The organism is Brevibacillus humidisoli (assembly GCF_020923435.1).
GTDB lineage: Bacteria > Bacillota > Bacilli > Brevibacillales > Brevibacillaceae > Brevibacillus_E > Brevibacillus_E humidisoli.
Map to the genome: position 1 here is coordinate 2,474,511 of NZ_CP087263.1, position 13,540 is coordinate 2,488,050.

Here is a 13,540-nt window from a genome sequence, read left to right on the forward strand (position 1 = left end):
ATAAAAGACTTTATATTGATTATAATAATTTTGCTATATTATCAAAATAGAAAAAAAAGAAAAAAATCAAAAAAGTACCGCACGATCCTGTTTCGTGCGGTTCATTCTTGTATCCACTGATATCGGTTTTTGGGCCGTCCTACTTTTTGATAACTGACGATGGCGCGCACCTTGCCCATCTTCATCAGATAGACGAGGTAGCGATACACAGTAGGATAGGCCAGATTTACTTCTTTTGAGATCTCGTCGATCAAACAGGGCTGCCGTTGTGAAGACAAGTATTTGACAATATGGGACAGGGTGATTTTGCTGATCCCCTTGGTAACAAACACTTCCTCTTCCGGCTTTTTCGCTGCGCGTTGGTTTGAGGTCAGCTCGATCAACCGTTTGTGCAGTTGAATTCGCGAGATGAGATCAGGAGCTTTCACCGGCTTGAGGGCGAAGTCGGTGGCTCCTTCATCCAGGAACCGATCTGCGATCTCCTGCCGTTCATCTACTGTCAGAACGAGAATCGGGACTTGTCGATCTAGTTTGCGGATTTCCCGAACCGTCTGCAACCCGTCCATCTCCGGCATGTGATAATCAACCAGGACCACATCGGCGCTATCCTGCACAAACCTCCCCACTCCCTCTTTCCCATTTGCGCATGTAAACGCTTTCCAACCAGCGTATGAACAAATCTCGCTCAACATGTAGCGAATCGCAGCATCATCGTCAATGATCAAAATCTTCATCAGCAGCGTCCTCCTTCGGCAGTTGAATCCATACTGTTGTCCCTCTTCCCATCTCACTGTCGATGCTGACCGCTCCCCCGTGCCCCTCGGCAACCTGGCGGACAAAAGAGAGCCCGACGCCCGGATGCTGTTTGGTGCTGTACCCTGCCTGCCAGACCTTTTTTCGCTCTTCAGAGGATAGGCCGAAACCATTGTCGCTCACACCGATCCAGATCTCGCTCTCATGGATCTGCGCACGCAGCGTCACCTTGCCATCAGTTCGTCCCTGGATAGCGTCAAATGCGTTGTCAATCAAGTTGACAATGGCCCTCGTAATGCGAATTTTGTTGATCCAGATGCGAACGTTTTGGTCTTCTGGCAGTTCGATCTCAAGCGAAGCTTTCGTCCCGCTCAAGCGGCTAGCTCGCACATAATCAATCAGATCTTTTACATAACACCAGTGTTTGCGGTTTTCGTACAGAATCTCCGATATCATGTCGCTCATCGAGCGGATCGAAAGAGAGATCGTCCGGCAGTATTCCTTCATTTTGTGGTCGACAGAGCGCATCTCGATCAGGGAAATCAGCCCTTCGATCGTAGTGAGCGGGGTTTTCAAATCGTGAACCAGGTGCAGCACTTCCCTGCCAGAGCGGGACTCCATCGCCTCCAACTGGGCCCGGTGCAGCTCCTGGCTGATGGTCCACTTCTCCGCATAGACACCGAGGTACACCCCAAGAACAATCGCATTAATCATAAAAATCAAACATAAGACCACAGAATACAACGTCAGCACCTGATCAAAACCCAGCTGCACGGCCATCTCTTTCACTTGAATGGAAACGGAACCGTGGCCGAAGCCATATGCTGATAGGAATGGGACCAGATTTAACCATTTGACACCAAACAACAACTGCGTCAAAACGAGAGATTTCATCGTAAATCCAAGTCTGCCCTTGCCTAGCTTCTGCAGCACGTAAATCGTCAGCAGCAAAAAAATGGCTGTACCGCCGAAATGGTAGCTTAACTCCATCGTTGAGTTAATGATGATATGCACCAACGGCACAACAACCAGGGGGGTAGCAGTTTTCAGCCACGGACGATCCCAGATTTCGCCGATTTTCTCTCCCAGCAAGAACGCACCCAGGTAATACGGGAAGGAAATAATCGTATTGAGCGCTACCAGCATAAACGCCGCGATCATCAGCAGGCTGCCGGACTCCTCACGCTCCATAGCCTGAAGTGTTTCGGTCAGCCCGATCTGGTTAGGCCCGAACCAATCTGGTACGGTAATCCCGATGATGATCAATCCGATTCCCAGCCATACCATCCACAAATCACTCATTCTTCTCATCCAGCACCCTGCTCCCTACTTGGAGACTTAAAATTTAGTCTAATCGAACAGGATGTCTCATTCAAGGCTCAAACAACGAGGCAAGCCAACGAAAGGTTGACTTTGCCCCGTCTTTTACGATTTGGCCGAGCGCACTACCCACTTCGCTGATATAGTTGACCATCTTGCCCGGAGATGTTTTGATCGGCGTACCCATCACGGCCATTTCCACTTCCCCCTGATCAACCTTGGTGATGTAAAAGGTTTGCGGCTTTGCATCGGGCTGGCCGTGAACCCGCTGAAGCCCCTTTTCCGCCGTCTGCAGACCGATCACGACGCCTGTGAGCAAAATCACCAGCATGCCGATAAACTTGAATGTCACGTTCACACCGATTCACCTCTTGTCAGGCTGGTCATCGGCAGGTGAAAAAACCTTTTCCGCCTGCCAGTAGTACTCGGCAAACACCTCGGCCAATGCTTCAGCGGTGTTGTAGCTCTCTTCCAGCGTATTTCTGGTTGCGCCGACTTCTATTAACAGACTGCCCGGTGAAATCGATTGGTTATACTCCCCGTGTCCTTCTTTGATGTTTTTATCGTTGACACCACGTGAGAGACCGGGGTATTTTTGCTCAATCAACTTGTGCAGTTCCTTGGCAAACTGCAGATTTTTCTCGTAATCCTTGTTGGCTGTACCAATCACGAACGAGACCCGGGCGTAGGTTTTGCCGTTTATCGTCACCGTTGATTTTTCGCGGGAGATATCGTCGCGGTGAATATCGAAAAAGTACTGCAGTTCCCGATGATTCTGCTTGGCCGCAGCCACTACTTTAAGTGATTCAGCGTAAGCCAGAGCATAGCTTCGCCCCTGATCAAGCAGTCGCTGTTGGATGTCGTCGGTATTGACGATTGCTCCGATCCCCAGATCGCGCAGCTCTTGAGCCAATCGCTTGCCGACGAGCGTAATGTTCTTTGTGGGATGATCGACGGAGTTGCCTACTCGTTTTGCCACATTGAGCCACGATTCTCGGTTGTGTGTATGGTAGATAAAGACCACATCTTTTTCTTGCCGCGTGGGGGGTGATTGCGCTGGGTCCGCAGTCTGCTCACCCGATCCATCACCTGATTCCTTCGGCGGAACCGCTGGATCAGCCTGCTTTTCTCCGGCGACTACCGTAGGAGGAGGCGGCGACTCGACGTAGAGGGCGGGCGATTGATCCTGCTTCGCCATGACATGGGCGGCATTGGTCACTGCCAGAAACCCAGGCAGCTCTCTCCCCAGCAGCATACGCAGATCCCCTGGAGCGATGCCGGTCGACAGCTCGAATAGCATGCCGGTCAACGAGACGTCCTCTGGCTGCAGGGAAGCTTGTACGGTTTTACCCAAGAGTGGGATCTCCATGCTCATGATCCGGAGCAGGGCTAGGCTTGAGAGCTTGGATGTGGCCACCTGCAGCGATGCGGAGTGAACCATTGGCCTGCTGCCGTTTAAGGCGAAAAAGGTGGTGAATACAAACAGCAGAGCGGTTGCGAGTGCAAGCAGAACGAACTGACGTTGAATAAGGGTTGCCATCTTTTCCCCTCCATTGCTGGATCCAGTGTGCTTAGTCTATGACTATGCCAATGGTAGAGAAACTAGAACGGACAACCCATTATTTTAGACACTTGCTAGAATCATAGGTTCACGGCACTAGTGGGTATAAGCACCGACGCTTTCCTGATCGACCTGACGATGGAGTGCTTTGTTTAGCCCGCTGGAGATGATGTTGGCGATTCCGGCCATGAACTCATCTACCTCTTTTGGCGTCACCACCAGGTTTTGTCCCAGCGGCTGCAGCACTTCGCGGATCAACTGCCGCTTCTCGTTCTCCGCCAACTGCCCGATCAAACCGAGATACGTTTTGCGTACTTCCATCTCCGGCAAATCGTCTTCCGTATAAGGCTCTCTCCGTTCCGGCAGCTCGGAGACGGCCAAACGGTTAAAGGGGCGATCCTGTTCTTTCATGCTCTGACCAAAGTGACCGAGCAGATAAGTGATCGCATCGTTCGCGATGGTAGAGGCAAACACAACGGTTGGAACACCGATCGAAACAACTGGAATGCCTAGAGTCTCTCGATCGATCGCCTTTCGTTTGTTGCCCACGCCAGAACCGGGATGGATGCCCGTATCGGCAATCTGGATCGTGGTATTGACCCGATGCAGAGCGCGGGACGCCAGCGAATCGATCGCAATGACGAAATCGGGTTTGCTCTTCTCCACCACGCCAAAGACGATCTCACTCGTCTCGATCCCGGTGATCCCCAGCACGCCGGGAGAGAGCGCACTCACTTCACGGTATCCCTCTTCTACCGTTTCCGGCGCCAGCTTGAACAGATGACGGGTGACCAGCAGATTCTCGACAACCATCGGCCCAAGCGCATCCGGTGTCACATTCCAGTTGCCAAGACCCACGACCAATGCTTTTTTATCTTCTGCGAGGCCAAGTTGCTGGAGATAACGGTCAATCTCTCTGGCGAACCGTCTCATCACTGCGTTCTCAAACTCTGTATCATTCTCCCGCAGTTTGGGCGCTTCAATGGTTATGTACCGGCCGGGCATCATACCGATCTGGCGGCCAGCCTCCTCATTCTCCACCTCGACCCGGGTTACCCGTATGCCCGGATCTGTGTCGTCCGTATCTACGACAACCCCGGATAGTTCACCTTTTCCCTGCGCCTTCGTAGCCAGTTCGTGAGCTTCCAAGGCTAGATCGGTTCGAACCCCATATCCCGCCAGATCCACATTGTGTGCTTCTGTCACGGTGATTCCTCCTTTCTGCTTCTTGTCTTAGGTTGCATAAAAGTGTATTACTTATTCCGAATCCTTTCTTGCAATCGATTACCGAGCGTGCTAGAATATGTTTTGTTGTACTACTGTAGACCATTTATCGGTCTATCCGTTTTGTTCGATTGCTGTAAGGAGGTGACAGACATGCCAAATATCAAATCCGCTATCAAGCGTACCAAGCAGATTGAAAAACGCCGTTTGCACCGTGCCTCGCAAAAGTCCGACCTGCGTACGGCTGTGAAAACCGTCGAGAAAGCGATTGCCGCAAACGACGTGGAACTGGCTAAAAACTCCCTTGTGGTCGCTGTGAAAAAGCTGGACAAGGCTGCTACCAAGGGACTTATCCATAAAAACGCGGCGAATCGCCAAAAATCCCGCTTGATGAAAAAGCTCAACGGGTTGACTTCACCAGTCGCGTAAAGAACAGGCCAATCTAAATGAAAGACACCCCACCTGGAAAACATGGGACAGCACCTTGCGGTGTTGCCCCATACATCCTGCTAGGGGTGTTTTTTTATGACCGGAAAAGGGGATAGATTTGAACCGCTGTTCTCACTCTTCCACGTAGGGAATTGTGAGCGGACCTAACGGCAGAACGGCGACCGTCATCCCCTCGCCGTACTGTTCCCTCAATTGTTCCAGTGTATGCTCAATGTTGTTGGTCGGCTTAAACATCGCTTTCGTTACCTCTTCCTCAGATAAAGAGGAATAGACATATACGTCAGCCCAGACTTGAATGACGGCTTGTTTTTGAACCTGCCATTGATCGAACATCTGGAACGTATGATCGTTAATCATTTCCAGGATTTCGTGAGGGGTCCGTCTCATCTGCAGGATCTTTGCGTAATTCCCGTGATTCGGCAGACCATCGGAGCATTCAGCGGCACAGATAATCGTACCACCTTGTTTGACGATCTTATGAGCAGCACTCATCCCTTTCACCGCTTGGTACAAGTTTTGGTCCAGCGGGTAGCCGGAGTTGGACGTAATCACCACATCAAACCGGTGATCACATCGAATCATCGCGTGCTCTTTGGCAAAGGCGCAGCCGGCGTCATGTGCCGCAAACAGCTCGCCGGCGAATGCCTGCGTAATCTCTTTTTCCCGATTCAATGTCACGTTCAGCATAAAATGCGGCTTGCACATCTGGTTTACTTCCCTGGTCATGTCCTGCACCGGGTTGTTCACCATGTTGCCCCATGTTGCTTGGGGGTCCCCAATCATCCTCGCGTTGTGGAACGTCATGATCGTTTCAATGCCGGCAATACCAGGCATGATTCCCTTTGGCCCGCCAGAGAAACCGGCAAAGAAATGGGGTTCTATAAAACCGGTCACAATCCGAAAATCGGCTTCTACATACTCCTTGTTCAGATAGACATCACAACCGAAACGGCTGCGGCCAACCTTGGCCAACGTTTCTTTCTCATGGCAGTGGTTGTTGATGATGCGAATATGATCAACCACCCACTCCCCCAGCATCTGCACGAACTCTTCACGCGTCTGATCACGATGCGTTCCCGTGCCGTTGATGATGACAAAGTTCTCCAACGGCACATGAGGCAATTCCTTGATCAGCCACGGCACCAACTTGTGATTGGGTGTAGGTCGGGTAATGTCGCTGATCACGATGGCCACTTTATCGGTTTCCTTCACCATCTCTCGCAGTGGAGGAGTGCCGATCGGATGTTGCAGTGCCTCCCGTACCGCTTTCTCCTCATCTGCCAGACCAGGGAGATGTTTTGGTTCCACGATCACAGAATCATCAGGGACTTCTATCGTTAATCCTGTTTTTCCGTACAAAAGAGTTGTTTTCACACTGATTACCTCACTTGTAGATGGGATGACGAGACCGGTTTTCTGCCAGTTTACTGCTCCAGTTTGGCATCGATTCCTCTCTTTTGCTGATACTTATCCATCAGGATGACAGCTACGGGACAAAGGATGGCCGTCGTAAGGGTGGAAATCGAGATTTGAGCAGTTGCGATATTGACTAGATCCTGGTAGGCCTGCGCCTCAGCGGCCGTCATCATCCCGGAGCCGGCTGCCACTGAAGCTGCTGCTGCAATCGCTACCGGCGTACCAGCTGCGTTCCCTGCAGTGGAAGCTTCAGCCACAGGCGCGATCTGGCTCTTTTCACGGAACAATCGAAAGACCAAAACCCCTACTCCTCCCGTCAGCACGGTGGTCATGATCCCGAGCAGCAGCCCCGCTCCCACTACTTCCGGATTAAAGAAGTTGGCCAGGTTCATTCCTGCGCCCAAAGCAAAGGCAAAAAACGGTACGGGAATCGTCTCTCCCGGCTTCAGGAATTCACGGATGTCCTCATCCAGATTGCCGAGCAGCATCCCCAACGCAATCGGCAGCAATACGGCGATAAAGGCAATCACTGGGAAACTTGAGCCCATCAGTCCCAGAGCCATCAAGGTAAAGAATGGTCCGTCGTTCAACGAGAGAACCGAGACTGCCCCTACATCGGAGCGGTTGCCGTACTGCCCGGTCAGGGCAGCGTACATCCCGCCGTTACCATTCGTCATCGCGGCGATAATCGCCATCGAAGACAACCCGAGGAATCCGTTGAACGGATCAAAAAACAACCCGAACAAATACCCGACGGCCAAACCGGTTACATATTTCGACGTCGTCAAGAGGATCCCCTTCTTTAAGGCTTTTCCCCCTACACGCAGGTTCATCTGGCTCCCTGCACAAAAGACGAACAGGGCGATCAACGTTAATGCACCGGTCTTAAACAGCGCCTCTGAAAACCCGCCAATTCGTAAAAACTCATAGTATCCCTGCTCGGTCGGAGCCACCCCTAACCCCTTCAAAATGTTCATGATAAAAGGTATGTGCATCTGGTCGATTGTGTTTAGTAATGCACCCAAGAGCAACGGAACAACCATCAATCCGCCTGGTACTTTTTCAATCGTTTGTTTGATTTTCATTTCTTATCAACCCCGTTTGTGTACACTTTTTTAGCCAGATACGTACGCAATACTTGCTCCGACTTTTCGGCCAGCAACTCCGGAGCCCTCCGGATCGCTTCTTCTAGTGTCATCGGCGCATTGATGATACTGTGCACGCATTCGATCCCATGTTGATAGAGAACATCTACTCCCCTTCCGATCGATCCAGCGAGGACAAATGTCGGAATCCCCTGCTTCTTCGCTGCTTCCGCAACCCCCATCGGCGTTTTGCCGGAGGCAGTCTGGAAATCAATCTGTCCTTCCCCCGTAATGACCAGGTCAGCTCCCTCCATAGCATCTGCCAGCCTGGTATATTCGATGACGATGTCGATTCCGCGCTTCATCTCGGCCGGAAAAAACGCCTGAAACGCGCCACCAATCCCACCTGCGGCACCTGCACCCGGCATCTCATGCAGCCGAATCCTTGTCTTCGCTTGTACCAGATTGGCCCAGTGATGCAGATTGCTCTCCAACTGTTCCACGATCTCGGGAGTCGCTCCTTTTTGCGGGCCAAAAACATGAGAGGCTCCATCTGGACCGATCAGCGGGTTTTGTACATCTGTTGCGATCAAAAAGGCAGCATCTGCTATTCTCGCATCCCACTCACTGTCATCGATCGTGACGATTTGCTGCAATTGGCCTCCGCCAAAAGCGACGGATTTACCAGAAGAATCAAGCAATTTCATTCCTAATGCCTGCAGCATACCGCTTCCGCCGTCATTGGTAGCGCTTCCACCAACCGCCAAAATAAAATGGCGGCAGCCGTCATCGAGGGCTTTCTTGATCAATTCTCCCGTACCATACGTGGTAGTAATCAGAGGATTCCGTTGATCAGGAGGTACCAGACCTAATCCGGAGGCGCTTGCCATTTCAATGACGCAGGTGCTCCCGTCTCCCAGCACTCCATACGCTGCTTTGACTGGTTTGTGCAAAGGACCGGTAACCAGTACCTCTACCTTTTTTCCCGCAGTGGCAGCTATGAGACTGTCCATCGTGCCTTCTCCGCCATCTGCTACCGGTACCAGTACCGTTTCTGCGTCTGGGAGAACGTTTTTGATCCCCTGCTCAATGGCAACGGCGGCCTCCATCGCCGTTACACTCCCTTTAAATGAATCAGGGGCAATCACGATCTTAATTGTAATCACCACCTTCTTTTTTCTCACATGTGGAAACCGCTTTCAAAACGAGATGGTTCCAAGTGTTTGCTGTTTGACCTGGTTTTATTATATACATCTTGCCATCCCTAAATCTTCGGCTACATTATACAAAAAAAGCGGATACTTTCCTTGCTATTTTGGTTATATTGCATAAATATAAAGGGTGGAGTTTACCCTGCCGATAAGAGGTGTGAGATGACATGACATTGTTAACCCGTGAGATAGCCGAGGCGATTGTCAAAGAAACGATGAATCGGTTGCATCGGAATATAAATATCATGGATGAATCAGGTGTGATTATTGCCTCTGGTGATCCGACGCGTGTTGGGGAGCGACATGAAGGAGCTCTGCAAGTGGTGAGAACTGGCAGAGCACTCATCATCAAACAGGCAGAGGCCAATCGGTGGCCGGGCAGTCGCTCCGGGATCAACCTGCCGATCCAGTTTCAAGACAAAATCGTTGGTGTGATCGGCATCACCGGTCGTCCAGAGGAGGTGGAGGAATTCGGCGGTATTGTAAAGATGACGACCGAGTTGATGATCAAGCAATCCTACCTAGCCTCCCAATTGGAGTGGCTGCAGCATACAAAGGAAATGGTGATCGAAGAGCTGATCAAATCCCAGATCGACCATGAACGCATCGACCAACTGCTTCATATGCTTGCCCTAAAGCTATCCCCTCCTTATCAGCTATTTCTCATCGAGCTAAAGGAGAGAACCATTCAAAATCACGTGCTAATGAGGCAAATCGAGCAGATCGTCGGTCCAGAGCGGCATCTGATCGGTTTTGTCAACGTCCATCGGCTGTTCATCTTACTATCGGGGTTGACAGAGGAACGCTGCAAGGACAAGCTGCTGTCCATCGCAAATGCACTCGACCATGCAGGGCTTACATTTCGAGTCGGCTGCGGAACAGAGGTACACGAACGAGAGAAGATCTCTACCGCCTACCAGGAAGCAGCGCTTGCCCTAACAGTCGGAGGAGAAGGAGAGAGAATCATCCTTTATTCCGACGTTCAAACAAAAGCGCTGATCTATGAGATGAATGACGAGGTGAAACAACGATACATCACACGCATCTTCGCCAGGACCTCGCCGAAACTGATCAAAACCCTGCAGGTCTTTTTTGCGTGCAACTGCAACATTACCGAAACAGCTAAATCCTTGTATGTTCATCGTAATACACTGATTTACCGCTTAAAGAAGATCAAAGAAGAGACCGGCTGCGATCCGCAACTGTTTCAAGATGCTGTTTCCTTGCAGATGGCCGCCTGGATGTTTGAGCAGGATACATCTGACTAGATCTATTGCACCTAAATAGTCAGTCTCCATTTTGCAAAGTGGATGCCAAAACAAAAACTTCGGCTGTGCCCCAAACCCATGGGGAGAGCCGAAGTTTTTCATATCCTTTCGTTCTTTGTTCCAGTGGCAGCCAAACGCTACCGCGCTGGCTTCAATTCAGCGGCTACACGGGTCATCAACAGTTCCAACGCCAACCGCTTGTCCACTTGACCTGATTTGATGCGGAAGTCTTCCTCCGCGAACAGCCCCAGCAAGCGGCGCAGAGATGCTTCATCAAAGTATCGCGTCTGTTCCATCGCTTTCTTCACGGCAAACGGGTGCACCTTTAGCATGCCGGCCAACTGCTGTTGGCTGTATCCGCGTGGAGCCCACAGCTTGACATGCAGCAGCAGCCGGAACTGTCGGGCCAGCAGCGCGAGCAGCTTGAGCGGTTCTTCTCCTGTCAACAGACAGTCGTACAGTGTGCGAAATGCTTCCGGCAGCCTACCCGCAACAACCGCGTCGACCAGCCTGAACACATCCTGCTCCAACGTACGGGGTGTCAACTGCTCAATCACATCATCGGTGATGACCGCACCCGGCGTACCCAGGTAAAGGGCCAGTTTCTCCAACTCGTTGTTTAACAGACGCAGGTCGGATCCGACCCTGTCGACCAACTGCTGTACCCGTACCCGTTCCATCCGTACCCCATGACGCTCCGCCCGCCGTTGTACCCAAGCGAGCAGGTCGCCATCCCGCAACGGAGCGAACGAGAGCACGGTCGCCTGTTTTTTCAAGCTCTTGACCAGTTTCTTCCGTTCATCCAGCTTGTCGGCATAGACCAGAAACAGGATCGACGCGTACGCTGGCGGCTGTTCGAGATACTGTTCCAACGCAGCAAGATTATGCTCCAGTTTGCTCGGAGGTTTTGCTCCCGTCAAAAAATAGGCGTTAGCAGCAATCACCACTCTGTGCTCTGCCAAAAACGGCAGGGTCTCCGCATCCTCTAGGATCGACTGCAGCGGTACTTCCGCACAGTCATACCGACTGAGGTTCAAGTCGGCACTATCTGGCGGGACAATTTCACGACTGGCAAACGAGACAAACTCGTCCATCAAATACGTCTCTGTTCCGTACAGTACGTACACCGAGGCGTACTGCTTCTCTTTTATCGCTTGCACGGCCGTGTGCAGCGGCATCTGGTTCTTCCTCCCCATCGCACCGATTCTCTGCCTTTAAGTATAGCATAAAACCGTCTTGAAGTATGGCTTGCGGTCAGCCCCTGATTGCACACATGAACCACTCGCGCAAATAGTGCGAACACAGCGGAAGGACGCCGTTCATCCCATTGCTGGTACGAACGGCGTCCTTCCTGAATCAATGATGAACGTCTAGTGGAAAAAACCCCGGGATGTTTTCTCCCTAAACGGAAAGCAGGGGGTGCTTGGTACTGTTAACATATGTGTAATAGCAAAAAGTAGTGCGTGTCCTCATCAACAATTCTTTTGAGGAGGAAAGGCGAAACAGAGACCCCATTCCCAAGCCCTCAACGTTCCAGTACAGATTGAATCAGCTTATCGACGTCTACCTCAATCTGGAGATGGATTTCGGATCGCTCCTCTCCGCTGGTCCGATCTTCTTTTTCCTTGTCATCCTCACGCTGATCATCACCTGCGGCTGGTGCATCCTCATCATCGTCATCTTGTCCCGGGCGTACCTTTTTATCCTTTTTTTCTTTTTCTTGTTCTTTCTCCTCTTTCTTCTCCGCCTGTTTTTTCTGGTTGCCCTTCTCTGACTCGTTTTTCTTCTGCTTTTGTTTCTCCTTGCTCTGGCCAGGTGGATCTACCCATGCAGGCGGTCCTTTACCTCTCTCTGGTTCTTCGTCCGGTCTGTCACTTGCTCCGTCCGCCCGATCTTCCTCCTCGTCATCTAGAGACGTTACTGCTGCTTTTCCCCAGTTGCCTTTTGGCAGAAGCGGCTGTCCGCTATCGTCCTGTTCCTTGCTCGGCTTCTCAGACTGGCTGGGTTGCAGCTTGTTGGACTGATCCTGTTGAGGAGGATTTTGTACAGGCTGTTTCTCTTCACTCCGATCAACAGGCTGATCTTTGTCAGGTTCATCGGACTCCGAAGCGGGGGGCTGCTGCTGTTGGTCTGCCTGATTTGGTTCAGATTGGACTGTATTGGTCGATTCTTGGACCTCATTGGTGGGGTCTTGGTCTACATTTGTCCGTTCTTCGCCCTCATCTTCGCTTACTTTCACCGTTTTCGGCGAGAGTGTAGATGGCTGTTCGGGTGGCGCGGCATGATGACGGTCCGCATCGCCACCACCATTGGCCAGCAAAAACAGACCAAACAGCAGGGAAGCAGCGATAACACCTGTTCCCGCTTTGGCGACCCATGCCGGGAAGGATCGCCTCGGCGGGATGGAAACTGCTGTCTCTTTTGAGCGCAGACGGGGAAGCGTCGGCTGCCCTGCCGATTCGCCTGTATCCGGAAACAGGCGGCCTGGCGGCTCAGCCTGCGCTAAAATCGCGTCAACCAGACTGAAAGGCGGGGAGACAGGTGGAAGATCTGCCAGCTCGGCCGAAACACGCTTTAAGCGATCATAGGCAAGCTGCAGTTCCGGATCTTTGCTCAACAGGTGATGAAGCTGTTCTTTTTCTTCGTCGCTCAAGTCGTTGTCCAAATCCCGCTGCATCAGCTCCATAACCGCTTCGTTCATCACCCAACTCCCCCTTTCTCGTAATCGTGTAACAACTCCTGCAACTGCTGCCTGGCCCGAAAGAGATAGGACTTCACGGTGTTCAGCGGAAGCTCCAGCGTATCAGCAATCTCCTGGTATGAAAAATCCTGCAGATAGCGCAGCACAATCACCAAGCGGTACTGTTTCGGCAGCTTGTTGATTGCGCTCTGCACGTCGCTTGACAAACTGGTCAGAAGAATTGCTTCTTCCACATTGTTTTTGTCCGGCAATACCAGTTCATGCTCGTCAAGGGAGATCGCATCTTTTTTGGAGCGAAACCGATCCATGCAGATGTTGCTGACGATCCGCTGCACCCAGGTGGAAAACTTCGCTTTTTCCTGAAACAAGTGGATTTTTTGATAAATCCGAATCAGCGCTTCTTGAGAGGCATCTAGCGCATCTTGTTCATTGCCAAGGATATAGAAAGCGCTCCGGTAAACAGAGTTCTCAATCGAACGAAGCAGCTCGACCAATGCATCGTGGTCACCGGTCTGAGCTCTTCTGACCAGCTCTGCTTCACCCATGCTCCA

Annotated in this window: 13 protein-coding genes; 2 read left to right on the top strand and 11 right to left on the bottom strand. The window is 51.5% G+C overall.

The genetic code is table 11. From position 1 onward, the window contains the following. Positions 1 to 101: 101 nt before the first annotated feature. The 5 genes from LOK74_RS12310 to gpr form a co-directional block, all read right to left on the bottom strand. Positions 102 to 734, bottom strand: a complete 633-nt coding sequence (locus tag LOK74_RS12310) for a response regulator (protein ID WP_230042340.1) — start codon at positions 732 to 734, stop codon at positions 102 to 104. Then, entirely contained in the window at positions 715 to 2,064 is a 1,350-nt protein-coding gene (locus LOK74_RS12315; protein WP_230042341.1) for a sensor histidine kinase, read from the bottom strand. Before LOK74_RS12315 ends, LOK74_RS12310 begins: the two co-directional genes overlap by 20 nt. Positions 2,065 to 2,125: 61 nt before the next feature. After that, positions 2,126 to 2,431, bottom strand: a complete 306-nt coding sequence (locus LOK74_RS12320) for a DUF3679 domain-containing protein (protein WP_230042342.1) — start codon at positions 2,429 to 2,431, stop codon at positions 2,126 to 2,128. Positions 2,432 to 2,437: 6 nt separating this feature from the next. Next, positions 2,438 to 3,613, bottom strand: a complete 1,176-nt coding sequence (gene spoIIP / locus LOK74_RS12325) for a stage II sporulation protein P (RefSeq protein WP_230042343.1) — start codon at positions 3,611 to 3,613, stop codon at positions 2,438 to 2,440. 117 nt (positions 3,614 to 3,730) lie between these two features. Further along, on the bottom strand, positions 3,731 to 4,840 hold the full coding sequence (gpr, locus tag LOK74_RS12330; RefSeq protein WP_230042344.1) for a GPR endopeptidase: 1,110 nt from the start codon (positions 4,838 to 4,840) through the stop codon (positions 3,731 to 3,733). A gap of 171 nt (positions 4,841 to 5,011) precedes the next feature. Here gpr and rpsT point away from each other — a divergent pair, with 171 nt between their 5' ends. Beyond that, a complete protein-coding gene (rpsT, locus tag LOK74_RS12335) occupies positions 5,012 to 5,287 on the top strand; it encodes a 30S ribosomal protein S20 (RefSeq protein WP_230042345.1) in 276 nt (91 codons plus the stop codon). Between the two features lie 132 nt (positions 5,288 to 5,419). Here the strand turns inward: rpsT and larA are convergent, their stop codons facing one another. The 3 genes from larA to LOK74_RS12350 are packed head-to-tail and all read right to left on the bottom strand — an operon-like array spanning position 5,420 to position 8,966. After that, positions 5,420 to 6,682: a nickel-dependent lactate racemase gene (larA, locus tag LOK74_RS12340; RefSeq protein WP_230042346.1), complete on the bottom strand. Its 1,263-nt coding sequence runs from the start codon at positions 6,680 to 6,682 to the stop codon at positions 5,420 to 5,422. Between the two features lie 50 nt (positions 6,683 to 6,732). After that, positions 6,733 to 7,809: a 2-keto-3-deoxygluconate permease gene (locus LOK74_RS12345; RefSeq protein ID WP_230042347.1), complete on the bottom strand. Its 1,077-nt coding sequence runs from the start codon at positions 7,807 to 7,809 to the stop codon at positions 6,733 to 6,735. Then, a complete protein-coding gene (locus tag LOK74_RS12350; protein WP_230046993.1) occupies positions 7,806 to 8,966 on the bottom strand; it encodes a glycerate kinase in 1,161 nt (386 codons plus the stop codon). The genes LOK74_RS12345 and LOK74_RS12350 overlap by 4 nt, the downstream gene beginning before the upstream one ends. 221 nt (positions 8,967 to 9,187) lie before the next feature. On the opposite strand from LOK74_RS12350, the gene LOK74_RS12355 reads away from it, so the two are divergent. Continuing rightward, positions 9,188 to 10,288, top strand: a complete 1,101-nt coding sequence (locus LOK74_RS12355; protein ID WP_277613384.1) for a CdaR family transcriptional regulator — start codon at positions 9,188 to 9,190, stop codon at positions 10,286 to 10,288. 137 nt (positions 10,289 to 10,425) lie between these two features. Here the strand turns inward: LOK74_RS12355 and holA are convergent, their stop codons facing one another. From holA to LOK74_RS12375, 3 genes are all read right to left on the bottom strand, one after another. After that, positions 10,426 to 11,466, bottom strand: coding sequence for a DNA polymerase III subunit delta (holA, locus tag LOK74_RS12365; protein WP_230042348.1), 1,041 nt, complete (start codon positions 11,464 to 11,466; stop codon positions 10,426 to 10,428). A 347-nt stretch (positions 11,467 to 11,813) separates the two neighbouring features. Beyond that, complete coding sequence (locus LOK74_RS12370) at positions 11,814 to 12,989, bottom strand: hypothetical protein (RefSeq protein WP_230042349.1); 1,176 nt, start codon at positions 12,987 to 12,989, stop codon at positions 11,814 to 11,816. Beyond that, a complete protein-coding gene (locus LOK74_RS12375; RefSeq protein ID WP_230042350.1) occupies positions 12,989 to 13,534 on the bottom strand; it encodes an RNA polymerase sigma factor in 546 nt (181 codons plus the stop codon). The genes LOK74_RS12370 and LOK74_RS12375 overlap by 1 nt, the downstream gene beginning before the upstream one ends. Positions 13,535 to 13,540 lie beyond the last annotated feature (6 nt).

Excerpts from the sequence above, each read along its gene's own strand:
- LOK74_RS12310 (WP_230042340.1), bottom strand. The coding sequence starts at position 734 with ATGAAGATTTTGATCATTGACGATGATGCTGCGATTCGCTACATGTTG.
- LOK74_RS12315 (WP_230042341.1), bottom strand. The coding sequence starts at position 2,064 with ATGAGAAGAATGAGTGATTTGTGGATGGTATGGCTGGGAATCGGATTG.
- spoIIP (WP_230042343.1), bottom strand. The coding sequence starts at position 3,613 with ATGGCAACCCTTATTCAACGTCAGTTCGTTCTGCTTGCACTCGCAACC.
- rpsT (WP_230042345.1), top strand. The coding sequence starts at position 5,012 with ATGCCAAATATCAAATCCGCTATCAAGCGTACCAAGCAGATTGAAAAA.
- LOK74_RS12345 (WP_230042347.1), bottom strand. The coding sequence starts at position 7,809 with ATGAAAATCAAACAAACGATTGAAAAAGTACCAGGCGGATTGATGGTT.
- LOK74_RS12355 (WP_277613384.1), top strand. The coding sequence starts at position 9,188 with ATGACATTGTTAACCCGTGAGATAGCCGAGGCGATTGTCAAAGAAACG.
- holA (WP_230042348.1), bottom strand. The coding sequence starts at position 11,466 with ATGCCGCTGCACACGGCCGTGCAAGCGATAAAAGAGAAGCAGTACGCC.
- LOK74_RS12370 (WP_230042349.1), bottom strand. The coding sequence starts at position 12,989 with ATGAACGAAGCGGTTATGGAGCTGATGCAGCGGGATTTGGACAACGAC.
- LOK74_RS12375 (WP_230042350.1), bottom strand. The coding sequence starts at position 13,534 with ATGGGTGAAGCAGAGCTGGTCAGAAGAGCTCAGACCGGTGACCACGAT.